18 protein-coding genes and 1 riboswitch are annotated in these 24,642 nt (G+C 74.2%); of the genes, 4 read left to right on the forward strand and 14 right to left on the reverse strand.

All coding sequences use genetic code 11. The features are described from left to right. Window positions 1-109: 109 nt before the first annotated feature. From QE405_RS08825 to QE405_RS08865, 9 genes are all read right to left on the reverse strand, one after another. A complete protein-coding gene (locus QE405_RS08825) occupies window positions 110-3,670 on the reverse strand; it encodes an ATP-binding cassette domain-containing protein (protein ID WP_307199826.1) in 3,561 nt (1,186 codons plus the stop codon). 95 nt (window positions 3,671-3,765) lie between these two features. After that, the gene (locus QE405_RS08830) at window positions 3,766-4,200 is read right to left on the reverse strand and encodes a hypothetical protein (protein WP_307199828.1); all 435 of its coding nucleotides are present in this window, start codon (window positions 4,198-4,200) and stop codon (window positions 3,766-3,768) included. A gap of 78 nt (window positions 4,201-4,278) precedes the next feature. After that, the gene (locus QE405_RS08835) at window positions 4,279-6,489 is read right to left on the reverse strand and encodes an NADP-dependent isocitrate dehydrogenase (RefSeq protein WP_307199830.1); all 2,211 of its coding nucleotides are present in this window, start codon (window positions 6,487-6,489) and stop codon (window positions 4,279-4,281) included. Window positions 6,490-6,626: 137 nt separating this feature from the next. Next, the gene (locus QE405_RS08840) at window positions 6,627-7,394 is read right to left on the reverse strand and encodes a hypothetical protein (protein ID WP_307199832.1); all 768 of its coding nucleotides are present in this window, start codon (window positions 7,392-7,394) and stop codon (window positions 6,627-6,629) included. Then, a complete protein-coding gene (locus QE405_RS08845) occupies window positions 7,391-7,651 on the reverse strand; it encodes a DUF3017 domain-containing protein (RefSeq protein ID WP_307199834.1) in 261 nt (86 codons plus the stop codon). The genes QE405_RS08840 and QE405_RS08845 overlap by 4 nt, the downstream gene beginning before the upstream one ends. A 34-nt stretch (window positions 7,652-7,685) precedes the next feature. Beyond that, on the reverse strand, window positions 7,686-8,534 hold the full coding sequence (locus QE405_RS08850) for a bifunctional methylenetetrahydrofolate dehydrogenase/methenyltetrahydrofolate cyclohydrolase (protein ID WP_307199837.1): 849 nt from the start codon (window positions 8,532-8,534) through the stop codon (window positions 7,686-7,688). A 46-nt stretch (window positions 8,535-8,580) separates the two neighbouring features. Further along, entirely contained in the window at window positions 8,581-10,125 is a 1,545-nt protein-coding gene (gene purH, locus QE405_RS08855; RefSeq protein ID WP_307199839.1) for a bifunctional phosphoribosylaminoimidazolecarboxamide formyltransferase/IMP cyclohydrolase, read from the reverse strand. Between the two features lie 35 nt (window positions 10,126-10,160). Next, window positions 10,161-10,229, reverse strand: a riboswitch (ZMP/ZTP riboswitch). Window positions 10,230-10,238: 9 nt separating this feature from the next. Then, window positions 10,239-10,901: a phosphoribosylglycinamide formyltransferase gene (gene purN, locus QE405_RS08860; RefSeq protein WP_307199841.1), complete on the reverse strand. Its 663-nt coding sequence runs from the start codon at window positions 10,899-10,901 to the stop codon at window positions 10,239-10,241. An 18-nt stretch (window positions 10,902-10,919) separates the two neighbouring features. After that, window positions 10,920-12,152, reverse strand: a complete 1,233-nt coding sequence (locus QE405_RS08865; RefSeq protein ID WP_307199845.1) for a cell division protein PerM — start codon at window positions 12,150-12,152, stop codon at window positions 10,920-10,922. 137 nt (window positions 12,153-12,289) lie between these two features. On the opposite strand from QE405_RS08865, the gene QE405_RS08870 reads away from it, so the two are divergent. From QE405_RS08870 to QE405_RS08880, 3 genes are all read left to right on the forward strand, one after another. Then, complete coding sequence (locus QE405_RS08870) at window positions 12,290-14,131, forward strand: hypothetical protein (protein ID WP_307199847.1); 1,842 nt, start codon at window positions 12,290-12,292, stop codon at window positions 14,129-14,131. 125 nt (window positions 14,132-14,256) lie between these two features. Further along, entirely contained in the window at window positions 14,257-14,766 is a 510-nt protein-coding gene (locus QE405_RS08875) for an RNA polymerase sigma factor (protein ID WP_307199849.1), read from the forward strand. Next, window positions 14,759-16,300 carry a hypothetical protein gene (locus tag QE405_RS08880; protein ID WP_307199851.1) on the forward strand — a complete coding sequence of 514 codons (1,542 nt, stop codon included), beginning with the start codon at window positions 14,759-14,761 and terminating at the stop codon, window positions 16,298-16,300. The genes QE405_RS08875 and QE405_RS08880 overlap by 8 nt, the downstream gene beginning before the upstream one ends. A gap of 192 nt (window positions 16,301-16,492) precedes the next feature. Here the strand turns inward: QE405_RS08880 and sucD are convergent, their stop codons facing one another. Next, window positions 16,493-17,389: a succinate--CoA ligase subunit alpha gene (sucD, locus tag QE405_RS08885; RefSeq protein ID WP_307199853.1), complete on the reverse strand. Its 897-nt coding sequence runs from the start codon at window positions 17,387-17,389 to the stop codon at window positions 16,493-16,495. Window positions 17,390-17,418: 29 nt separating this feature from the next. Then, complete coding sequence (sucC, locus tag QE405_RS08890) at window positions 17,419-18,585, reverse strand: ADP-forming succinate--CoA ligase subunit beta (RefSeq protein WP_307199855.1); 1,167 nt, start codon at window positions 18,583-18,585, stop codon at window positions 17,419-17,421. Window positions 18,586-18,916: 331 nt separating this feature from the next. Here sucC and QE405_RS08895 point away from each other — a divergent pair, with 331 nt between their 5' ends. Further along, window positions 18,917-20,104: a M23 family metallopeptidase gene (locus QE405_RS08895; protein WP_307199857.1), complete on the forward strand. Its 1,188-nt coding sequence runs from the start codon at window positions 18,917-18,919 to the stop codon at window positions 20,102-20,104. 229 nt (window positions 20,105-20,333) lie between these two features. Here QE405_RS08895 and pcrA read toward each other — a convergent pair whose 3' ends face one another. The 3 genes from pcrA to QE405_RS08910 form a co-directional block, all read right to left on the reverse strand. Beyond that, window positions 20,334-22,874, reverse strand: coding sequence for a DNA helicase PcrA (pcrA, locus tag QE405_RS08900; protein WP_307199859.1), 2,541 nt, complete (start codon window positions 22,872-22,874; stop codon window positions 20,334-20,336). A gap of 62 nt (window positions 22,875-22,936) precedes the next feature. After that, entirely contained in the window at window positions 22,937-23,296 is a 360-nt protein-coding gene (locus QE405_RS08905) for a hypothetical protein (protein ID WP_307199860.1), read from the reverse strand. 48 nt (window positions 23,297-23,344) lie between these two features. Continuing rightward, on the reverse strand, window positions 23,345-24,538 hold the full coding sequence (locus tag QE405_RS08910; protein WP_307199862.1) for a GAF domain-containing protein: 1,194 nt from the start codon (window positions 24,536-24,538) through the stop codon (window positions 23,345-23,347). Window positions 24,539-24,642 lie beyond the last annotated feature (104 nt).

Below are 24,642 nucleotides of genomic sequence, written 5' to 3' on the forward strand. Positions count from 1 at the left end.
CCATTCCGCGCAGCGGGCGTGACCGGGGCAACAGGGGGCCGCTCCCACCCGGGACGTCGTGCGGGGCGGCCGCCCCGGCCGCCGGGACGCATGACGTCCGGGGTGGGCCTCAGCCCGCGAGGTGTCCCCACGACGGGGCCAGCTCGCTCCAGGGACCCGTGGCGGCGATGCGGCCGTCGACGAGCACGACCACCTGGTCGGCCCGGGCCAGCGCCGACCGCTTCGAGGTGGAGCCCAGGACCGTCGTGCCGCGGTCGCGGAGGGCCCGCCACAGCTCGAGCTCCGTCGTCGCGTCGAGGGCGCTGGACACGTCGTCGGCCACGAGGAGGTCGGCCTCGGTCGCCAGGGCCCGGGCGAGCGCCACGCGCTGGACCTGTCCCCCCGACAGCCGCACCCCCCGGTGACCGACGATCGCGTCGAGCCCCCCGGCGGCCGCCAGGTCCCGCTCCAGGCGGGCGGTGCGCGCCGCGACCCCGATCTCGCGGGGGTGGTCGAGCCGGAGGTTGTCGGCGAAGGTGCCCGACAGCACCCGGGGCACCTGCGCCACGTAGGCCACGCGCGACGGTCGCAGGAACGTCTCGGCGTCGTCGACCGCCCGCTCGTTCCACCGCAGCTCCCCGCGGTGCGACACGAGACCCGCCACGGCGCCGAGCAGGCTCGACTTGCCCGACCCGACCTGACCGAGGAGCAGCACGAGCTCACCGCGGCGTACGTCGAGGTCCACCCCCTCCACGCCGATCGTGCCGTCGTCGTGGACGGCGGTGAGGCCACGCAGGTGCAGCGCCTCGAGCGGCTCGACGGGCTCCGGGACCACGGGAGCCGGCGCGGTGCCGGCGACCAGGTCGACGCCACGCGGCAGCCTGGTGAGGTCGCGCCCCCCGGCGAAGGTGGCCGTGGCCCGCTGCCAGGCACGGGTGCCCGGCGCCTCGGTGATGACCCAGCCGACGACGAGGCCGAAGTAGTCGAACCCGGTGACCGCCGCGGCCACGAGCAGCGCCGTCGCCAGGTCCCAGCCCCCGGCGAGGTAGACGCCCCACGCCGTCACCACCCCGAGCTGGACGATCACGAGCGGCACGCCGTCGAGCGCCGCCTGCACCCGGTGCTCGCGCACCGCCGCGTCGACCCGGCCCGCGTCGACCCGCCGCAGGTGGGCCCGCACGTCGTCGGTGGCCGCGGCCAGCTTGACCGTGCGCGCCGCGTCGAGCACCGACACGAGCGCGCGCCCGAAGCCGGCCCGCGCCGTCGCGGCGGTGGCCGCCGACCGACCGGCGACCGGTCGGCCCAGCGCGGACGCGGCGGCGGCTCCCACCATCACCGCGAGCAGCACGCCTCCGGCGAGGAGGCTCCCGCCGAGGACCGTCGTCACGACGACGATGAAGGCCGCGTTGGTGAAGTCGACCCAGCGATCGGCGTACCGCGCGAAGCGGTCCGCGTCCATGGCACGCGCCGCGATCTCCCCGGCCGGGTCGCGCGGCAGCCGACGCTGGTCGGTCTGGGCGACCAGCACGTTGGTGCGCACCCGCAGGAGGATCTCGATCCACCACCGCGGGTAGCGCCGCATCGCCTCGTTGAGGAGCACCGGGCCGAGCAGGAGGCTGACGACGAGGCCCACGAGCAGCCCCACGGCGGCGTCGCCGGCAGCGACCTGCTGCACGATGCGCCCCCACAGGAACGCGGAGACGGCACCGAAGGCGCCCGCCAGCGCGGAGGCGAGGAACAGGGCCGTCGCGAACAGGCCCCACCACGGGCGCACCATCAGTGCGTTGACGATCCCGCGGGCGAGGCTCGGTCCCGGCCCGGGGTCGCGGCTCTGCGGGGGCTCGCCCCGACGGCGGACCGCGCCGATCCCGGTCGGGTCAGCGGACGTCGTGGACGGATCCGCCGCGGCCGCCTCGACCTCGTCGGCCGCCTCGACCTCGTCGGCGGCGTCGAGCAGGTCGCGGAACGGCCCGGGCCGCCGGGCGAGCACGGCGCGGGCGCCCTGCTGCACCACGCGCCCGTCGGAGAGCACCGCGACCCGCGCGGCACGCTCGGTCGTGGAGAGCCGGTGGGCGACGAGGAGCCCCGTGCGGCCGCGCAGGAGCCGGTCGGCCGCCCGCACGACGAGCATCTCGGTGCGCGGGTCCATGCGCGCCGTGGCCTCGTCGAGCACGACCACCTGCACGTCGCGGACCAGGAGACGGGCGAACGCCACCAGCTGCTCCTCGCCCGCCGACAGCGTGGTGCCGCCCGGGCCGAGGCGGGTGTCCAGCCCGTGCTCCAGGCCCGCGACCCAGGGACCCAGCCCGAGGTCGTCGACAGCCGCCTCGACGGCGCCCGGCGGCGCGTCCCCGAAGAGGGCGATGTTCTCCGCGAGCGTGCCGGCGACGAGCTCCGTGCGCTGCGTGACGACTCCGACCGTGCGGCGCAGGGCCTGCAGGTCGAGATCGCGCACGTCCGCGTCGCCCAGGAGCACGCTCCCCCGCGGCGGCTCCTGGGCGCGGGAGACCAGGGCCGCCAGCGTCGACTTGCCCGACCCGGAGCGCCCGACCAGGGCCAACGTCTCGCCGGCCGGCACCACCAGGTCGTCGACGACGAGACGGAAGGTGCCCTCGGCGTACGTGAAGTCCAGGCCCGCGAAGCGCACCTCCACGGCCCCGCCCGGGACGGCGAGGCCGTCCGTGGGCTCCCGCTCGGCCTCGTGGAGCTGGCGCAGGCGCACGAGGGCACCGAGGCCGGCCTGGAGGTCGGGCAGGTGGCGCGCCATCTCCTCGACCTGGCCCACGAACAGGGTCGTGACGAGGAAGAGGGTGACGAGCCGCGCGACCGTGAGGTCGTCCTGCAGCACGAGCGCGACGCCGACGACGCCGACCGCCGCCAGGAGGGCGTGGAGGAGGAGGCCCGTGCGGTAGGTGACCTGGATCTGGCGCTGCACCACCGAGCGCAGGCGCGCGTGCACGACGGCGGCGAGCTCGCTGACGCGCCGCAGCACGTAGGCCTGCCCCAAGGACGTGCGCAGGTCGTCCCGGGCGGCGATGCCCTCCTCGAAGGCCGTGGCGTGGTCGGTCCAGGCCACCTCCTCGACGATCTTCCGCCGGGTGAGGTCGGGCAGGAGGGGGCGGACCGCCGCCCCGACCACCACGGCCATCACCGGGAACAGCAGCCAGGCGGGCCACCAGGTGACGCCCGCGACGATCCACATCGGCAGCGCCGCGAACACGGTGCGCAACGCGCTCCACACCTGGCGCCGGGCGAGCGTGCCCACGTCGTGGGTGTCGTCGTCGACCCGGTCGAGGATCTCCCCCACGCCCTGCTCGCCGAGGGCGGCGAGCGGCTGGTCGAGCGCCGCGTCGAGGAGGTCGTCGCGCAGGCGCCCCTCGGCCCGGTCGACCACCCCGGCCCAGACGACCCGCCCGACGGCGTCGACGACGGCGCCGCCGACGACGCAGGCCGCCAGCACGCCGACGAGCAGGCCGGACGGGCCTGCCGCGAGGCGACCGGCCACCACCGTGCCCAGCGTCTCGCCGAGCGCACCGAGGAACGAGAGCACGAGCGCGACCGTCGCGGCCGGCCCGCGCAGGCGTCGCCAGTCGATGCGCTGCCGCCCGTCCGCAGCGGCGCGCGCCGAGCGCTCCGCCGCTGCGCGGTCGCGGGCGGTGGAGGGGTCCGAGAGGGTGGAGGTGTCGCTCATGGCGAGGCACCACGCTAGGTGCACCCACCGACGATGTGCGCCCCATTTTCCACCGGCCCGCCCGACGCCCCCTCACCCGACGCGGACCGGTGGCCTCAGCAGACCTGCGTCAGCTCGTCGACGGCGGTGTCGAGCTCGCTCTCCGCCGACTGCACGACCGCCTCGTCGACCTGGGTGCCGTCGGCGGCGGCCTCGGCCTGGGCGACCAGGTCGTCCAGCGCGGCCTCGGCCTCCTCCAGGTGGGTCCCGACCTCGCCCGACAGCCCGTCGGCGGCGGTCGCGACCGCGTCACGGAGGTTGCGCAGCTCCTGCTCGGCGGCGGCCGGGTCGGCACCCAGGTCGTCGACGGCCTGGCGCGCCTCGCCCGTGATGCCGTCGACGGCCTCCTGGGCCACCTGGCAGCCCGCCTCCGAGGCGGTGTCGCGCACGGCGTCCTCCACCTCGGAGCAGCCGACGAGCGCGCCGAGGGACAGGGCCGCCGCAGCGAGGGCCGGGAGCGAGCGGGAGGCGGGGGTACGTCGCGGGTTCACCTCTCCATGATGCCGGAACGCACACCGGTTGCGGTCCGTCGCGACGACGGACCGCACCCGGTGCGGAGGAGCGAGGGCTCAGAGGGAGGCGAGTGCCTCGTTGAGCGTGGCGCTCGGGCGCATGACGGCGTCGGCCTTCGCGCCGTCCGGACGGTAGTAGCCGCCGATGTCGACCGGCTTGCCCTGCACGGCGACGAGCTCGTCGACGATCTTCTGCTCGTTCTCGCGCAGCGTGCCCGCCAGCGCGGCGAAGGCGGCCGCCAGGTCGGCGTCCTCCGTCTGCTGCGCGAGCTCCTCGGCCCAGTAGAGCGCGAGGTAGAAGTGCGAGCCGCGGTTGTCGATGCCACCGACGCGACGGGTCGGGGACTTGTCCTCGTTGAGGAAGGTGCCCGTGGCCCGGTCGAGGGTGTCGGCGAGGATCTGCGCCCGCGCGTTGTCCGTCGTGGTCGCGAGGTGCTCGAACGACGCCGCCAGCGCGAAGAACTCACCGAGGCTGTCCCAGCGCAGGTAGTTCTCCTCGACGAGCTGCTGCACGTGCTTCGGCGCGGAGCCGCCGGCGCCCGTCTCGAAGAGACCACCGCCGTTGATGAGCGGGACGACCGAGAGCATCTTCGCGCTCGTGCCGAGCTCGAGGATCGGGAACAGGTCGGTGTTGTAGTCGCGCAGCACGTTGCCCGTCACCGAGATCGTGTCCTCGCCGCGACGCATCCGCTCCAGCGAGTACGCCGTCGCCTCGTCCGGCGCCATGATCTCGATGGTGAGGCCCTCGGTGTCGTGCTCGGGCAGGTACTCCTTCACCTTCGCGATGAGGTTCGCGTCGTGGGCGCGCTCCTCGTCGAGCCAGAACACGGCCGGCGCGCCGGTCGCCCGGGCGCGGGTGACCGCGAGCTTCACCCAGTCACGGATCGGGACGTCCTTGGTCTGCGTCGCGCGCCAGATGTCGCCCGCGCGCACCGCGTGCTCGAGCAGCACGGCGCCGGAGGAGTCGCGCACCTCGATGGTGCCGTCCGCGGGGGCCTCGAAGGTCTTGTCGTGCGAGCCGTACTCCTCCGCCGCCTGCGCCATGAGGCCGACGTTGGGCACGCTGCCGATCGTGGCGGGGTCGAGCGCGCCGTTCTTCTTGTTCTCCTCGATGACCGTGGAGTAGACGCCCGCGTAGGACGAGTCGGGGATGACGACGAGCGTGTCGTCCTCGCCGCCGTCGGCGCCCCACAGCTTGCCGCCGTTGCGGATGAGCGCGGGGACGGACGCGTCGATGATGACGTCGGAGGGCACGTGCAGGTTGGTGATGCCCTTGTCCGAGTTCACGTAGGACAGGCGCGGGCCCTCGGCGAGCGCGGCCTCGAACGCCGCCTGGATCTCGGCGCCGTTCGGCAGCGCGGAGAGGCCGGAGAGGATCGAGCCGAGGCCGTCGTTGGGGTTGAGGCCGGCGGCGGCGAGGTCGTCGCCGTACTGCGCGAAGACGTCCGCGAAGTACGCCTTCACGACGTGGCCGAAGATGATCGGGTCGGAGACCTTCATCATCGTGGCCTTGAGGTGCACGGAGAACAGCACGTCGTCGGCCTTGGCCTTCGCCAGGGCGTCGGCGAGGAAGGTGTGGAGGTCGGCCACCGACAGGAAGGTGCTGTCGACGACCTCGCCCGCCTGCACGGCCAGCCCGTCCTTGAGCACCGTCTCGGTGCCGTCGGCGGCGGTGTGCACGATCGTCAGCGTGTCGGCGTCGCCGATGACGACGGACTTCTCGTTCGTCTTGAAGTCGTCGTGGCCGAGGGTGGCGACCGAGGTCTTCGAGTCGGCCGACCACGCCTTGTTCCGGTGGGGGTGCACCTTCGCGTAGTTCTTCACCGACGCGGGCGCGCGGCGGTCGGAGTTGCCCTCGCGCAGCACGGGGTTGACGGCGGAGCCCTTGACCTTGTCGTACTTCGCGCGGGTCGCCTTCTCCTCGTCGGTCTGCGGGTTCTCCGGGTAGTCCGGGATCGCGTAGCCCTGGCTCTGCAGCTCCTTGACCGCGGCCTTGAGCTGCGGGATGGAGGCGGAGATGTTGGGGAGCTTGATGATGTTGGCCTCGGGCTGCTTCGCGAGCTCGCCCAGCTCGGCGAGCGCGTCGTCGAGGCGCTGCTCCTCGGTGAGGAGGTCGGGGAAGAGCGCGATGATGCGGCCCGCGAGGGAGATGTCCCGGGTCTCCACGTCCACGCCCGCCGTGGAGGCGTAGGCCTCGATGATCGGGAGGAAGGAGTACGTCGCGAGCAGCGGCGCCTCGTCGGTGTGGGTGTAGATGATCTTGGCCATGGGTGAGGTCGACTCCTGGGCTCTTCGAGGCGTTCGGGCGGAAATCTCGACGTCAAGATACCTGATCCGCGGTGGCCGTTGACGCCTGGGACAGCCTGGCAGGTCGGCCCTCGGGTGTCACGGGGGTCACCGGCCGATCAGGGGGCGACCAGCACCCAGTCGCCCAGCGGACCCGTGAGGCGCACGGGCCCGACGCCCCGCGCCAGCACCTCCTCGCCGACCTGCTCGGCACGCGTGCGTCCCGCGCTCGGCCGCCCGCCCTCCGCCGCCTCGGCCTCCGCCGCGGTCGCGCCGGCGGTCGTCACCTCGAGGCGCGCGACCTCCACCTCCTCGCCGCCGACCGTGGTCGTCTCCCCCACCTCGAGCACGCGCACCCGCACGTCGGCCAGGCCGGGCGCCGCGCGCCGGACGTAGCCGTCGCCGGTGCGCGGCGTGCCCGTCACCACCAGGCCGGCTGCGGCACCGTCGACACCCGCCTCCCAGCGGGAGCCGTCGGCGAGGGTTCCTCCGACGAGCCAGACGTTCCGCCGTCGGTCCTGCGCGAACCACTCGGTGCGCGGCACCGGGAGCGCGTCGTCGCCCCACGTGGCGGCGACGGCCTCGGTGCGCACGGCGACCGCCTGCACCCCGCCGACGCGCTCCGCCGCCGTCGCGACGGTACGGCGCAGGAGGCGGCCGGTCCCGTCGTCGTACGTCGTGGTGGAGCCGCCCACGAGCGGCCACCACGCGTTGTCGACGTCGGCGACGAAGTCCGCCGGGTCGGGGCTCGGGGAGGGCACGACGAGCTCGTCGACGCCCGTGGGCCCGATGGTCTCCGGGCCGGTGCCGCACCCGGCGAGCAGGGCGAGGGCGAGGGCGACCGCCCCCAGGGCGGGGGCGGTCGACGACCCGCGCCGACGGTTCATGCGCCCGGCTGCTCGGGGATGTCGGTGGCGAGCGCGAACAGCGTCACCCCGAGGGCGACGAGCACGCCCGCGTCGAGGAAGCGGTTGCGGACGGCGAGCATGCCGGCCTGGCTCTCCGGCAGCACGAGACGCGCGGCCCCGCCGGCCACGAGGGCGAGGGAGAACCACCGGATGCCGGCACGCCAGTCGTCCTGCACCGCCACCCAGAGCGCGACGGCGCAGACCGCGGCGACCACGAGGTAGACGTAGCCCCCCACGCGGGCCGGGAGGATGCGCCGCCGCCCGCTCACGTCAGGCCCGCGACTCGGCGAGCGCGACCACGTTGGCGAGCAGCATGGCCCGCGTCATGGGGCCCACGCCGCCGGGGTTGGGCGAGACCCAGCCCGCGACGTCCCAGACGTCGTCGGCGACGTCGCCGGCGATCTTGCCGTCGACGCGGGAGACACCGACGTCGAGCACGGCCGCCCCCGGCTTGACCATGTCGGCCGCGATGATGCCGGGCACGCCCGCCGCCGCGACGACGATGTCGGCGCTGCGCACGTGGGCCGCGAGGTCGCGCGTGCCGGTGTGGCAGAGCGTCACGGTCGCGTTCTCGCTGCGCCGCGTCAGCAGCAGGCCCATGGGCCGGCCGACGGTGACGCCGCGGCCGACGACGACGACCTCGGCACCCGCGATCGGGACGTCGTGGCGGCGCAGCAGCTCGACGATGCCGAAGGGCGTGCACGGCAGCGGCGCGTCCTCGCCCAGCACGAGCCACCCCAGGTTGGTCGGGTGGAGGCCGTCGGCGTCCTTCGCCGGGTCGATGAGGCCCAGCACGCGGTTCTCGTCGATGCCCTTCGGCAGCGGCAGCTGCACGATGTAGCCCGTGCAGGCCGGGTCGGCGTTGAGCTCGCGGACGGCGGCCTCGATCTCCTCCTGCGTGGCCGTCGCGGGCAGCTCCACGCGCAGCGAGGCGATGCCCACCTCGGCGCAGTCCTTGTGCTTGCCGTTGACGTACCACCGGCTGCCCGGGTCGTCGCCCACGAGCACGGTGCCGAGCCCGGGCACGACACCCTTCGCGGCCAGCGCGGCCACGCGGGCCGCCACCTCGCCCTTGATGGCCTTCGCGGTGGCCGTGCCGTCCAGCTTCTGCGCGGTCATGTTCGTCCTCTCGTGACCAGGTCGTCGGGGATCGCAGGGAGTGCGATCAGTGCGCGAAGTGGCGCGTGCCGGTGAAGTACATCGTCACGCCCGCCGCCTTCGCGGCCTCGATCGTGAGCTCGTCGCGCACGGAGCCGCCCGGCTGCACGATCGCGGTCACGCCGGCGTCCATGAGGATCTGGGGACCGTCCTCGAAGGGGAAGAAGGCGTCGGACGCGGCGACGGAGCCACGCGCCCGGTCACCGGCCCGCTCGACGGCGAGCTTGCACGAGTCGACGCGGTTGACCTGGCCCATGCCGACGCCGACCGAGGCGCCGTCCTTCGCCAGCAGGATCGCGTTGGACTTCACGCCCCGCACGGCCCGCCAGGCGAAGGCGAGGTCGGCGAGCACCTCGTCCGAGGCGGCCTCGCCGGTGGCCAGCGTCCAGCTGGCCGGGTCGTCGCCCTCGGCGTCGATCGCGTCGCGGAACTGCACCAGCTCGCCGCCGGAGATCGTGCGGAACTCGTACGGCGCGGCCGGCGCCTCCGGGCAGCGCAGGATGCGGATGTTCTTCTTGCGGGCCAGCACCTCGACGGCGCCGTCCTCGTAGTCGGGCGCCACGACGACCTCGGTGAACACCTCGGCGACCTGCTCGGCCATGGCGACCGAGACCGGGCGGTTGGTCGCGATGACCCCGCCGAAGGCGGAGACCGGGTCGCACTCGTGGGCACGGCGGTGGGCCTCGGCCACGTCGGCGCCGACCGCGATCCCGCACGGGTTGGCGTGCTTGATGATCGCCACCGCCGGGGCGTCGAAGTCGTAGGCCGCCCGGCGGGCCGCGTCGGTGTCGACGTAGTTGTTGTAGGACATCTCCTTGCCGTGCAGCTGCTCGGCCTCGGCGAGCCCGCCCGAGCCGTCGACGTACAGCGCCGCGTGCTGGTGCGGGTTCTCGCCGTAGCGCAGGGGCGTGCTGAGGCGCCGGGTCGACCCGGCGAAGGCCGGGAAGCCCCCGGGCGCGGCCTGCTGCGCGAACCAGGAGGCGACGGCGACGTCGTACGCCGCCGTGTGCGCGAACGCCTCGGCCGCCAGCGCGCGGCGGGCCTCGAGCGTGAAGCCACCGGCGGCGACGGCGGCGAGGGCCGCGTCGTACGCCGCCGGGGACGTGAGCACCGCGACCGAGGGGTGGTTCTTGGCGGCGGCGCGCACCATCGACGGTCCGCCGATGTCGATCTGCTCGACGCACTCGTCGGGCGTGGCGCCCGAGGCGACGGTCGCGGTGAACGGGTAGAGGTTGACGACCACCAGGTCGAAGGGCTCGACGCCGAGGTCGGCGAGCTGCGCGACGTGGGAGTCGAGGCGGCGGTCGGCGAGGATGCCGGCGTGCACCCGGGGGTGCAGCGTCTTCACGCGGCCGTCGAGGCACTCGGGGAACCCGGTGAGGTCCTCGACCTTGGTGACGGGCAGGCCGAGACCGGCGATGAGGGCGGCCGAGCCGCCGGTCGAGACGAGCTCGACGCCGGCGTCGGCGAGGCCGCGGACGAGGTCCTCGAGCCCGGTCTTGTCGTAGACCGAGACGAGGGCGCGACGGACGGGGATCTGGTCGGTGCTCACGGGTGACTCCTCGCGGGGGGTGGTGCAGCGGACTCGAGGCGCACCCAGGCGGTCGATGCGCTCGTTTCACTCCCTGGTGGTTTCCCACCTGCGCCAGTCGTGTGCCCCCGAGGCTAGTGCACGTCGGCGGTGCGGCCGAACCGCGCCGTGCGGCCCTCCACCACCAGGCCGTCGCGCGCGAGCCGGCCGACGGCGTCGACGAGCATGCGGCGCTCGGCCACCTTGATCCGCTCGTGGAGCGCGGCGACGTCGTCGTCCTCGAGCACCGGCACCGGCACCTGGGCGACGATGACGCCCGTGTCGACGCCGGCGTCGACCACGAAGAGCGTCGCGCCGCTGACCTTCACGCCGTGCGCGAGGGCGTCGGCGGGGCCGTGCATGCCGGGGAACGCGGGGCTCAGCGCGGGGTGGGTGTTGACCACCCGCTGGTCGAAGGTCGTGAGGAAGGTGGTCCCGACGAGCTTCATGAAACCGGCCAGCACGACCCAGTCCGGTCGGTGGGCCGCGACGGCCGCCGTCAGGGAGGCGTCCCACGCGGCCCGGTCGGGAGCGTCGCCGAGCCGTTCGACGAAGGTCGGTACGCCGGCGCGCTCGGCCCGCGCCAGGCCCTCGATGCCGTCGCGGTCGGCGCCGACGGCGACCACGCGCGCGCCGTACGCCGGGTCGTCGTGGGCGTCGAGCAGCGCCTGCAGGTTGGTGCCGGAGCCGGACACGAGGACCACCAGCCGAGCGGGCGCGGTCTCCGGCGACGGGCTGGCGGCGGGGGAAGCAGGCACGGGGCGGGAGTCTAGGGCTCAGTCGCCGGCGGAGGTGCGGCGCTGGTGCCAGGTCGTCAGCAGGGCGCCGACGACCCCGCCCGTCGTGAACGCCAGGAGGGCGCGCATCGCGACGTCGCCCACGAGGGGCCCGACGTCCGCCATCAGGCCCGGGCCGATCGCACCCCCGGCGAGCGCCGCCACGACCGCCACGGCGACGGCCGCGCCCGCTCCGGCGCCGGCTGCGCGCGCCGCCGCGGTCCCCCAGGCCAGCACGGGACGGTGGCGCTGCACGAGCGCCACCACCGCCGCGGCGACGACGAACGGCACGACCGCGAGGGAGGAGACCGCCCAGGACGGCAGGGCGGCGTCGGGCACCGCCGCCACGAGCGGGAAGAGGGGCACCTGCCCGAGGAGCACCGCGGACGGCGCCACGACCGTCCCGGTGCCGAGCGCGAAGCCGCCGCCCAGGCCGTAGGACGAGGCGAGCACGAGCGCGTTGGGCACGAGCAGCAGGGCGACCCCCGCGAGCAGGATCGTCGCGCCCGGCGTGGTCTGGAAGCGGGAGAGCACCGACGCCGCCTCGGAGAAGCGGAGGCCCAGCCCGACGGCCAGCAGGACACCGGACACGGCGGTCCAGGCCAGCACGATGGCGACACCGGCCACGAGGCCGTCCCGCACCTCCTGCGGCACCTGCGGCGTCCAGACCGCGGCCCGCCCGGACCCGACCGCGATCCCCGCCCCGCCGACCCCGCCCGCGAGCAGCAGGCAGGCCAGGAGCACCCGGACGAGCGAGACGCCCTCCTCCGGGTCGGGCACGAGCACGGCGGTGAGGACGGCCACGACGACGTACCCGGCCGTGAAGAGCGCCACCGCGGTCGGCACGACGAGGTCGCGCTCGCCCCGGCCGAGGGCGGCGGCATCGGGGCCGTGGCCGGCGAGCCGCTCCCCCACCCGCTGGCCCCAGCGCCAGCAGACGGCGGCGCAGACGAGCGTGATGCCGAGCGGCACGAGGGTCACGGACGTGCCCTCGACGCGGAACCCCGAGCCGTGGCCGACGAGCCAGCCGAGGGCACCGACCCGCATCGCCCCCACGGGGCGGCCGTGGGCGCCGGCGTCGGTGGCGAACCAGCCGACGACGGCGACGCCGAGGCACACGACGAGCGTCGCGAGGGCCGCCACCGCACCCCCGGCGGAGGCGAGCAGGACGAGCCCCCGCTGGCCGCCGGGAGGCGGCGCGGTGGGACGGAACGAGGGCAGCACGGAGGTCATCGCCGCCCATCCTCGCCGCGGCGGAGGGCCGTTCCCCGGAGCCTCCCGCCGACACGCCGGGCCCCCGGCGGGCGTGACCCGTGCCTCCGCCGGCGAGGCGACCGGGCCCGTGGAGGTCCGCTACCGTGGTCGCCGCCATGGCCGACCCCGATGAGTTCGACGCGTTCTACAAGGACGCGCGCGACCGACTGCTCGCGCAGACCTACCTGCTGACGGGCGACCTGCCGGCCGCCCGCAGCGCGGTGCGCGAGGCGTTCGTCGTCGGCTGGCACCACTGGACGAAGGTCAACGCGCGGGGCGAGCCCGAGGCCGAGGTGCGCCCCCGGGCCTGGGCGAACGCCTCCCGACGGGCCACGACGCGCCCGTGGCACCGCGAGAAGGACATCGACCCGGAGGTCGCCCGCACCCTCGAGGTGCTCGGCGACCTCGACTGGGCGCCACGCCGCATGCTCGTGGCCTCCGAGGTCGCCCGGCTCCCCCTGGCCGAGGCCTCCCGCGAGGTCGGGGTCACCGTCGAGGACGGCGCGCAGCACCTCGCCGTCGGCCGCGCCGAGCTCGCCGAGCACCGCGGGCTGACGACGCCCGAGGAGGTGGAGGGCGCGCTCTCGGCCGTGACCGCGACGCTCGTCGACGTCCGCTGGCCCCGCCCGTCGATCGTGCGGCGTGCCGGGCAGCGGCGTCGCCGGGTCCACACGGTCGGCGGCGTCGCGCTGGCGTGCCTCGCCCTGGTCGTCTCCGGTGCCGTCGTGCACGACGCCGACGGCACCGCGACCTCGCTGGCGCGCTCGGTGGACCGCGAGGCGCCGGCAGAGACCCCGGTCCTCGGGCCGGTCCCCGAGCTGGCCGAGAGCTTCACCACCGCGCAGCTGCTGCCCACCAGCGAGATCGAGCTCCTGTCCCCCGACAGCGCCTGGACGAGCACGACGAGCGACAACACGAGCGGCGACGGCCTCGTGCTCCCCTGCCAGCAGTCGCGGTACGCCGATGCCGAGGGCCTGGCCGGGTTCGTGAGCGCCCACCGGGCGACGACCCCCGAGGGCGCCTCCCTGCGCGCGTTCCAGGCCAGCGAGCTGTCCCGCGACCCGGAGTCCGCGACCGCGACGCTGCAGTCCTGGGCCTCGTGGTTCGGCGGCTGCGACGAGCCGCGTGCGCAGGTGCTCGGCACCTACGACGTGACCGGCGTGGGCGACACGGCCCTGGCCTTCACCGTGCGGGTCGGCGGTCCACCGCAGTCGCTCGTCACCGCGGCGATCGCGCGCACCGGTGACATCACGACGGTGGTGGTCGCCGATGCCGCCTCGACCGAGTCGGACGCCCGGGAGCCGGTCGTCGAGCTGCTCGCCAGCGCGGTCGACCGCGTCTGCGAGTCCGAGGCCGGCGGGGCCTGCTCGACCTCGCCCGCGCTCGAGCCCCGCCTCCCGGTGCCGACGGGCGACGCCCCGACCCTGCTCGACCCCGTCGACCTCCCGCCCGTGCCGGGCATCGAGCTGCCGTGGTCGGGCACGCGTCCGACGACGCCCGAGGACAACCCCGCGGCGACCGTGTGCGACCGCGCCGGGTTCACCGACGGCTTCACCGACCCGACCACGCGCACCTTCGTGATCCCCGACGCCGGCCTGCCGGCGACCTTCGGCCTCGCCCAGACCAGCGGCCGCCTCAGCGACCAGCAGGTCGCCGACGGCTTCGTCGGCACCATCGCGGACCGCTTGGCCGCCTGCGTCGAGCAGGACCTCGTCACCTCGGCGGAGGTCATCGGCAGCGGCGACGACGCGTCCGGCCGCATGATCGCCTGGGAGCTCGAGGTGCGGGTCGACGAGGAGAGCACGGTCCGCGTGCTCATGGGCGTGGCCCGCGCCGGCAACCTCGTCACCCAGGTCGCCTTCGTGCCGGCCGGGGACGCGGACCTCGACGACGACACCTTCGTCGCGCTCGTGCAGCGCGCCCGCGAGCGCCTCCTCATCGCCGATCCGGCCGGCTGATCCCCGCCCGTCGGCACCGACGGCGAGAATCTCGGCCGCCGGTGCAACCGGGCGGGCACCCGGGGCGTCTTCTCCCCGACGGATCGGCCGGGGGCACCCCGGCCGGACGATCTCGGGGAGGTGAGATGGACGAGGCCGACTTCGACGCGTTCTACGAGGCGTCGTTCCAACGTGTCGTCAACCAGCTGTCGGCCATGATCGGCGACAGGGACGAGGCGCACGAGTGCGTGCAGGAGGCCTTCGTGCGGGCCTGGGCCCACCGGCGCAAGCTGGCGAAGGTCGAGCACCCGGAGGCCTGGGTGCGCACCGTGGCCCACCGTTTTGCGGTGAGCCGCTGGCGGCGTACGTCGCGGTCCCGCCGCGACCCGGACCGGGCGCTCGGCGCCGCCACGACCGCCGACGGTCCCTCGGAGGACCACGTCGCGGTGGTCGCCGCCCTCCGGCGGCTCCCCGCGGCCCAGCGCGAGGCCCTCGTGCTCCACCACGTCTGCGACCTCCCCGTCGCCCAGGTCGCCCGCGAGACCGGGTCGCCCGAGGGCACCGTCAAGGCCCGCCTGTCCCGGGGGCGCTCCGCCCTCGTGACCCTCCTCTCCGACGAGACCCCCGACCTCCGGGAGGGAACCACCCATGCCTGACCAGATCCCCGACCCCTCCGGCGACCCGTTCGACCGGCTCCGCTCGCTCTCCCGCTCAGGACGTCCCATGCCTGCACTGCCCGCCGAGGAGGTCCGCCGTCGTGGGGACCGCCGTCGCCGTCGCGCCCGGGCGATGGCCGCCGCGGCCACGCTCGTGGTCGTCGGCGTCGTCGGCACCGGCGGCGTGGCCCTCGGCGACATGCTGTCCGACCGGGACGAGCCCGGCCCGGCCGACAGCCCCACGCCGGCTCCCTCCGTGGCGTCGGACGTGCGCACCGACGTGCCCGAGGACTTCCCGCTCGAGGCTGGCCTCGAGGTGGTGCCCGGCGGCGCGAGGGACGACGAGCTCGACGCGACGGCGTTCTACGCCTGCGACGAGCAGGTGGGACTCGTCTCCGCCGACGGCGTGGTGGACTGGGCGTCCACCATCGCCAAGGCCGACGGCGAGCCGCTGGCGTACGCGCGTTCCGTCGCGACCTTCGCCGACGCCGACGCGGCCACGGCCTTCGTCGACGACGTCCGCACCACGCTCGCGCGGTGTCCCTTCGCGGGCGGCGAGGCCCACGAGGCCTCCTCGATGGACGACGTCGTCGCGGGCGAACCGGAGGCGGCCGCTCCGCTCGACGAGACCTTCCAGGTGCAGTCCTACGCGACCGACGGGCCGGAGGACGCGCTGGAGTTCGGCGCCGGGAGCGTCCGCTTCTACCGGGTCGCCAACGCGGTGCTCGTCAGCAGCAACTGGGACGCCTCGGCCGGCCCGTCGGACCTGGACGCGCTCACGTCGGACGGGTTCGAGCTCGACGTGCCGACGGTGCTGGCGATGCGCTACTACGCCGGGCAGGACCTGCCGTCGTACTCGGGCGCCGACCCCGTCGATCCCGACGGGGGCGACGAGGGCGGGACGACGGGCCCGGAGGTCACCGTCGCGCCCGGTCAGCTGCTCACGACGGCCGACCTGCCGGCGCCGCCGGAGCGCAGCGACCCGTGGGCCAAGATCGAGCCGTCGGACGAGCCGACGCTCGCCTGCGAACCGCAGGCGCTCCAGGTGCTCGGGTTCGCGAACGCGGCGTACGCCGAGTTCACCGCGCCGATCACGGAGCAGCCGGGCACGACGCCGGACCCGGACGTGCCCGAGCTGCGTGACTCGGCGATCAACTCCGCCGTGCTCGCCTTCGACTCGCGGGAGGAGGCCGACGCCGCGTACGACACCGTCGCGTCGTGGATCTCCGCGTGCGACGCACCCGTCCGCGGCCAGGACATCACGGTCGAGGACCGCGAGCCGACGATCGTCGTGCCCGACGGGGCCGAGGGGTACTGGTGGGCCACGTCGTACCTGGCCCCCGAGGCCTGCCCCGAGGACGACTGCGACGCCGCGTGGTTCGACCACCAGGGCGCGGCGCTGGTGGGCACCTACGTCGTGCTCGTCTCCTACCGCGACCTGGCCGGCCCCCTCGAGCTCGAGGGGATGGACGACCGCATGGACGCCATCTTCACCGCGGCGGTCCAGAAGGCGGCGTACGGGCTGGAGGGCTGAGGCTCCCGCCGCCCCCTCCCCCACCTCGTGTAACGCGGTGTTCGTGCTACCTGTGCGGTGGTCGACCGCTGCTCCAGTAGCCCGGACACCGCGTTACACGTCGATGGTGGCGGGCGGGTCGCGGCCCGCCCATCCCCGAGAACGGCGACGGCGCCGGCCCCGCTGAGCGGGACCGGCGCCGTCGTGCGTGGATCAGAGGCTCTGCAGGATCTCCCGCGCGAGCGCCGCCGTCTCGGACGGCGTCTTGCCGACCTTGACGCCGACGGCCTCGAGCGCGTCCTTCTTCGCCTGCGCCGTGCCGGCCGAGCCGGACACGATCGCGCCGGCGTGACCCATGGTCTTGCCCTCCGGCGCGGTGAAGCCCGCCACGTAGCCGACGACCGGCTTCCTGATGTTCTCCTTGATGTACGCCGCGGCCCGCTCCTCGGCGTCGCCGCCGATCTCGCCGATCATGACGATCACCTTGGTCTCCGGGTCCTCCTCGAAAGCCTGGAGCGCGTCGATGTGCGTCGTGCCGACGATCGGGTCGCCGCCGATGCCGATGGCGGTGGAGAAGCCGAAGTCCTTCAGCTCGAACATCATCTGGTAGGTCAGCGTGCCCGACTTGGAGACGAGACCGACCGGGCCCTTGCCGGTGATGGTGTGGGGCGTGATGCCGGCCAGCGACTCGCCCGGCGTGATGATGCCGGGGCAGTTCGGCCCGATCATCCGGGTGGACTTGCCCTGCAGGTAGGACCAGACCTCGGCCGTGTCCTGCACCGGGACGCCCTCGGTGATGACCACGATGAGCGGCATCTCGGCGTCGATGGCCTCGATGGCCGCGTCCTTGGTGAACGGCGGCGGCACGAAGAGGACGGACACGTTGGCGCCCGTCTCCTTGATGGCGTCGGCGACGCTGCCGAAGACCGGCAGCTCCACGTCGTTGCCGTCCGCGTCCTTGTGGGTGACCGTGGTGCCGGCCTTGCGCGCGTTCACGCCGCCCACGATCGAGGCGCCCGAGTCGAGCATGAGGGCGGTGTGCTTCGCACCCATGCCACCCGTGATGCCCTGGACGATGATCTTGGAGTCGGAGTTCAGGTAGATCGACATTGCTTCTCTCGTCTCTTTCTTTCCCCGGCTCAGGCGTTGGCGAGCTCGGCGGCCTTGTCGGCCGCACCGTCCATGGTGTCGACCTGCGTGACGAGCGGGTGGGCCAGCTCGTCCAGGATCGCCCGGCCCTGCTCGACGTTGTTGCCGTCGAGGCGGACGACCAGCGGCTTCGTCGCGGAGTCACCGAGGAGCTCGAGCGCGCCCTTGATGCCGTTGGCGACCTCGTCGCACGCGGTGATGCCACCGAAGACGTTGACGAACACGCTCTTGACCTGCGGGTCGTTGAGGATGACGTCGAGGCCGTTGGCCATCACCTGGGCGTTGGCGCCGCCACCGATGTCGAGGAAGTTGGCGGGCTTCACGCCGCCGTGCGCCTCGCCGGCGTAGGCCACGACGTCGAGGGTGCTCATCACGAGGCCCGCGCCGTTGCCGATGATGCCGACCTGGCCGTCGAGCTTCACGTAGTTGAGGCCGAGGTCCTTGGCCTTCGCCTCGAGCGGGTCGGCCTCCTCGCGGATCTCGAAGTCGGCGTGCTCGGGGTGGCGGAACTCCGACGCGTTCTCGTCGAGGGAGACCTTGCCGTCGAGCGCCTCGAGCTTGTCGCCGGCCAGGCGCGCGAGGGGGTTGACCTCGACGAGCGTGGCGTCCTCCTCGACGAAGACCTTGTAGAGCGCCTGGATCATCTCCACGGCCTGCTCGAACACGGCCTCGGGGAACTTGGCGTCGGTCGCGATCTCGCGGGCCTTGGCCTCGTCGACGCCGGTGCCCGGGTCCACGGGGATCTGGCGGACGGCCTCGGGATTGGTCTTCGCGACCTCCTCGATCTCGACACCACCCTCGACGGACGCGATGCAGAGGTACTGACGGTTCGACCGGTCCAGCAGGAACGAGAAGTAGTACTCCTCCTCCGGCGGGGTCGCGGGCGTGACCAGCACGCGGTTGACCGTGAGGCCCTTGATCTCCATGCCGAGGATGTTCGAGGCGTGCTCGAACGCGTCGTCCGCGGTCTTGGCGATCTTCACGCCGCCGGCCTTGCCGCGACCGCCGGCCTTCACCTGCGCCTTGATCACGGTGACACCACCGATCTCCTCGGCCGCAGCCTTCGCCGCCTCGGCCGTCTCGACGACGGTGCCGAGCGTGGTCGCCACGCCGTGCTTGGCGAAGAGCTGCTTCGCCTGGTACTCCATCAGGTCCACGATCCGACCATTCCTTTGGTAGTGAGGGTGAGAGTCCGGATTCCTCGGCGCACGATAGACCCGCGTCCCCCGTGCCGACACACGGGTCCTCTCCTCGCCGTACCCTTGTGACGGCAGTCACAAGCACGGGCGACCGCGCCGTGCGGGCGCCACGGGAGACGAGGTGAGGACGACGTCCGGACCTGTCCGATCGGACGGGTCTTCTCCACAGAAACCGCGGTGTCGCGATTTCCAGCGGGCTCCGACGTCCGTTACAGTCGGGCGCTGACTTCCCGAGGACCGATTGCAGGGTGCCCCCGCGCCCCGCAGAAGAACGAGGATCAAGAGGTACATGGGCAACCACCGAGCAGATCACCGCGGCTCCCGCCGCCTCGGTGGATCGACCTCTGGTGACGCAGCCCGCCCCGTCGGAGGCAAGCGCGCGGCCCGCCCCGAGCCGCGCCGCCGTGCCACGACGGTCGAGCGGAGCGTCACCGCCGAGAGCAGCACCCCCACGATCGAGCACGCCGTCCCCACGAGCCCCGCCCCGGCGGCACCCCTCCGCCCGGCGCACCAGGGCACCCGGTTCGAGGACACGACGCTGACGCTCCCCGCCGTCACCGCGAGCGTCCCCGCCCCCACGACGTACGACGTGCGTGGCTACGCGGCGCAGGCCCGCGCGGAGGCGAAGGCCGAGGCCCGCGCCCAGTCCGCCGCCGCCCGCTCCGCCGAGCCGGGACGTCGCCGCGCGGTCAAGGAGCAGAAGCCCGCCTCCACCGGCACCGGCTTCCGCATCCCCGTCCGTCCCTCCGGCCCCGTCCTCGCGGGTGTGGCGGTGCTCGCGATCTCGACCGGCGGCGCCCTCACGGCCGGCGGCACCGGCACCACCACGGACGTCGACGAGGCCACGACCCAGGTCGCGGCCAGCGGCGCGATGTCCGGCACCACGATGGCCTCGAGCGGCGACCTCCTCACGGAGCGCAACCGGGCCGTCAGCCGCGACTCGGAGCGCGACGCCCTCGAGGACACGGTCGACGAGGCCGACCTCCAGCAGACCGAGGCGATGGCCCAGCAGTTCAGCACGGCCTACAGCGAGCTCGGCCAGGCGGCCGAGCAGGAGGCGCAGCGCGTCGCCGCCAACGCCTGGGTGCTGCCCGTGGCGAGCTACCGGCTCACCAACCGGTTCGGCCAGGCGGAGTCCTACTACGCGTCGGGCTACCACACGGGCCTCGACTTCGCCGCCCCGTCGGGCACGACGATCAAGGCCGTCGCCGGCGGTCGCGTGACCCAGGCGGGCTACAACGGCAGCTACGGCAACAAGACCGTCATCACCCTCGAGGACGGCACGGAGATGTGGTACGCCCACCAGTCGTCCATCGCCGTCTCCGTCGGCGACACGGTCGCCGCGGGCGACGTGATCGGCTACGTCGGCTCGACCGGCAACAGCACCGGTCCCCACCTCCACCTCGAGGTGCGCCCCGGTGCCGGCGACCCCGTCGACCCCTACGCCGCGCTCCAGCAGAACGGCGTCACCCCCTGACCGAGGGCTGACCGGGGCCTGACCACGGCCGACAGCGCCCGCCGGACCCTCCACGGAGGGATCCCGGCGGGCGCTTCGCTTCGTCAGGGGTGCGTCCCCCGCCGTACCGCCGTCGTGGTCCCTGACGTTCTGCACCCGACACGCCGGCCGACGCACGCGACACGGTGCGGAACGTCAGGGACTACCCCCGGGGGCCCCACGGAGGGATCCCGGCGCGCGCTTCGCTTCGTCAGAGCTTCTCGACCGGTGCGTAGCGCAGCAGCAGGCGCTTCACGCCGCTGCTGCCGAAGTCGATCGAGGCGATGGCCTTGTCGGCCACGCCGTCGACGGTGACGACCGTGCCCATCCCGAACGTGTCGTGGACGACCCGGTCACCGGGGGCCAGGTGGGGCACCTCGCGGGTCTTCTTCGCCTTCGCCGCCGCGTCGGCCCGGGCGGCGGCCGCCGAGAAGTTCCGACGTCCGGCCGGGGTGGGCGCCCCGAGGGGCGTGGAGCCGGACCGCGACGAGCCGCCCCAGGACGAGCCCAGGTCGGGACGGTTCCACGTCGTCATCGCAGCGGCGGTGCGTCGCCAGTCGACCAGCGTGGCCGGCAGCTCGTCGAGGAACCGCGAGGCCGGGTTGTGCGACGGCGCACCCCAGGCGGACCGCACGACCGCGCGGGACAGGTACAGCCGCTCGCGGGCGCGGGTCAGGCCCACGTAGGCGAGCCGGCGCTCCTCCTCCAGCTCCTTGCGGTCCCCCAGGGCCCGCATGTGGGGGAACACCCCGTCCTCCATGCCGCTGAGGAAGACCACCGGGAACTCGAGCCCCTTGGCGGTGTGGAGCGTCATCAGCGTGACGACGCCGTCGCCACCGTCGTCGTCGGGGATCTGGTCGGCGTCGGCCACCAGCGCGACCCGCTCGAGGAAGTCCCGCAGGCCCGGCTGCACGGTGCCCGCCTCGACGTCGTCGGGGTCGGCCGACGGACCCGCCTGGGGGTCGTCGGCGAACTCCCGGGCGACCGCGACCAGCTCGGCCAGGTTCTCCACGCGCGTGTGGTCCTGCGGGTCGTCGGACTCCTCGAGCTCCGCCAGGTAACCCGACCGGTCGAGCGCCGCCTCGAGGATCACGTCGGGGCGCTCGTCGGCCTCCACCATCTGCTGCAGCTCCTCGACCACGTCGACGAAGCCGCGGATGGCCTTGACCGAGCGCGACGCGATCCCGTCGGCCCGGTGCGCGACCCGCAGGGCCTCCCAGTAGGTCGTGCCCTCCCGCGCCGCCAGCGCGGCGACGCACGCCTGGGCCCGGTCACCGATCCCGCGCTTGGGGGTGTTGACCACCCGGCGCAGCGAGATCTCGTCGGCCGGGTTGGCGAGCAGCCGCAGGTAGGCCAGCGCGTCACGGACCTCCTTGCGCTCGTAGAACCGGACACCGCCCACCACCTTGTAGGGCAGGCCGACCCGCACGAAGATCTCCTCGAACACGCGCGACTGGGCGTTCGTGCGGTAGAACACCGCGACGTCACCGGCGCGCACGCCGTGCTCGTCGCTCAGCTTGTCGATCTCGTCGGCGACGAAGCGGGCCTCGTCGTGCTCGTCGTCGGCCACGTAGCCCACGATCGGATCCCCGTCGCCCGCGTCGGACCAGAGCCGCTTCGGCTTGCGGCCCTCGTTGTTGCCGATCACCGCGTTGGCGGCCGTGAGGATCGTCTGGGTCGAGCGGTAGTTCTGCTCGAGCAGCACGGTCGACGCGTTGGGGAAGTCCTGCTCGAAGTCGAGGATGTTGCGGATGTTGGCGCCGCGGAACGCGTAGATCGACTGGTCGGCGTCACCCACCACCATGAGCTCGCTCGGGGGGACGCGCTCCCCGCCGGACCCGCCGGCGTCGCCGGGCGCCTCGGCACCCGCCAGCACCGAGTCGCGGGCCGCCTCGGGGTCGTCGGCACAGAGCTGGTGGATCAACGCGTACTGCGCGTGGTTGGTGTCCTGGTACTCGTCCACCAGCACGTGCCGGAACCGTCGCCGGTAGACCTCCCGGACCTCCGGGTAGGCCGCGAAGAGGTGCACGGTCGTCATGATGAGGTCGTCGAAGTCCAGCGCGTTGGCCGCCTGCAGCCGCTTCTGGTACTCCGCGTACGCCGACGCGTAGGCCTGCTCCACACCGTTGTCGGCCTCGGCGGCCGCCTGCTCGGCGTCCTTCAGCTCGTTCTTCGCGTTGGACACCCACGCCAGCACGGCACGCGGCTGGTAGCGCTTCGGGTCGAGGTCGAGGTCGTTGAGCACCAGGGTCATCAGCCGCTGGGAGTCGGCCGCGTCGTAGATCGAGAAGCTCGAGGAGAACCCCAGCCGCTCGATCTCCTTGCGCAGGATCCGCACGCAGGCCGAGTGGAACGTCGAGACCCACATGACGCGGGCGCGGCGACCGACGAGGGCCTCCACGCGCTCCTTCATCTCGGCGGCGGCCTTGTTGGTGAACGTGATGGCCAGGATCGAGCCCGGGTGGGCCTTCCGCTGGCTCACCAGCCACGCGATCCGGCGGGTCAGCACCCGGGTCTTGCCCGACCCGGCACCGGCCACCACCAGGAGCGGGGCGCCCGCGTGGACGACCGCCTCGCGCTGCGGGTCGTTGAGCCCCTCGAGGAGCGCCTCGGCACCCGTGCCGCTCGGCCGGTCCGACGCGCCGGCCCCGCCGGACCCGTCCGTCGCGGCGCGGTCCGTGGACGGCGTCGACGGGGACGGCGCGGGGGGCAGGAGGTGCTCGAGGCCGGGGATCATGGAGGAGCTGCTCATCGTCGGACAAGCGTACGTCCGAGCGCCGACGGTCCTGGCCTCGGCGACCACGGCCGGAGGAGTCAGGAGGTGTGCACGGGCGAGACGAAGATCGCCACCACGACCTCCACGATGGTCAGCGTCAGCAGCCCGAAGAACAGGCCGTCGGGGATGCGCGGCTTCCGCGTGTTCGCCATCACGAGCACGAGCAGCACGAGCCCGATCGCGAACTTCACGGCGATCTTCACGTGGTCGACGTCGGCGTCCCCCGCCTCGAGCACCCCGACGAGCAGCAGCCCGGCCACGAAGGCCGTGCCGATGCCGTCGCGCACCGGGGGCGTGATCCGCTTCTCCTCGTCGCGCACCTGCGCGAGGAGGCCGCCGATGAGCGCGGCGAAGCCGAGCACGTGCAGGAGCAGGAGGACGAGCCGCAGGATCTCCACGGGACGGGACCCTACGGCGTACGCCGCGGGCAGGGCCACGCGCGGCGCTCAGCCCGCGGGCACGACCTCGAGCTCGATCTCGGGGGCGAGGCGGTACGGCGCCGTGCCGAGCACCGCCCCCAGCACGCGCCGCATGCGCGAGACCTCGGCCCGGACGGTCACCTCGTGGGTGTCGTCCCCGAACAGGTCGCGGCTCAGGGCCGCGGGCGTGAGCCCGGTGGGGCCCGCGGCGGCCACGCGCACGAGGATGTCGGCGTGGCGTCGGCTCAGGGCGCGCCGCCACTGCTCCCCGCCCGAGGTGGCCTCCAGCAGCGGCTCGCCCCGGAGGTCGAGGCGCATGCGCAGCCGCCGCTCGGCCGCGGCGGGACGCACCAACCAGCCGCCGTCGAGCCGCTCCGGCAGGCAGACACCGAGGCCCGGCACCGCGACGGTGGTCGCGGCCCGCGGCGCGGCGATGCGGTCCCGCACGGCGATGCCGGAGCGGTGGGCCACCCAGCCGTCGTCGTCGACGACGAGGAGGGGGCCCGTCGACGTGCCGATGACGTGGTCGCACGAGCGGCGCAGCCGGTCGAGGCGCTCCGCGTGCAGCTGCGCCAACCGGGCCTCCGCGAGCCGGACCGCCGTCTCGACCAGCGCGGTGATGGCGGGGTGCATGGTCAGGGCGGGGCCGCTCACGTCGACGACGCCGAGCAGGTCGCCGGTGCGGGGGTCGTGGAGCGGCATGGCGGTGCAGTACCAGGGGTGCTGCTGCGCCTCGAAGTGCTCCGCCGAGAAGAGCTGCACCGGCGCCTGCTCGGCCAGCGCGGTGCCGATCGCGTTGGTGCCGACCTGCGACTCCGACCAGAGCGCACCCTCGCCGAAGCCGAGGCTGTCGGCCCGGCGTCGCACGGCGCTCGCCCCCTCGCGCCACAGGATGATCCCGTCCGCGTCGGTGACGACGAGGAGGAAGCGGGACGCGTCGGCGACGCTGGTGAGCGCGCGGCGCAGGTCGTCGATGACGTCGGACAGCGGTGAGCGCCGGCGTCGTGCCTCCACCTCGGCGAACGACAGCGGGTCGCGGGCGCCGGCTCCGTCCGGGTCGAGCCCGAGGTCGAGCATGCGGCGCCACGACCGGGCCACCACCGCCCGGGGACGGGCACCGGGAGCGAGCCGGGTGCCGCCGAGCACCGCGTCGTGCACGCGGCGCAGCTCGCGCGCGTGGACCGTCAGGTCGGTGCCGGGTGCCACCGCGCTGAACCCCATGCCGCCTCCCGCTGCCGCGTGGCCCGCACCGCGTCGTACGGACCCCGGCAGCATAGGCCCGCGCCGTGACCGGGGTCACGGTGCAACGTCGTGCAACGCTGCTC

This window comes from Nocardioides zeae (assembly GCF_030818655.1).
Classification (GTDB): domain Bacteria; phylum Actinomycetota; class Actinomycetes; order Propionibacteriales; family Nocardioidaceae; genus Nocardioides; species Nocardioides zeae_A.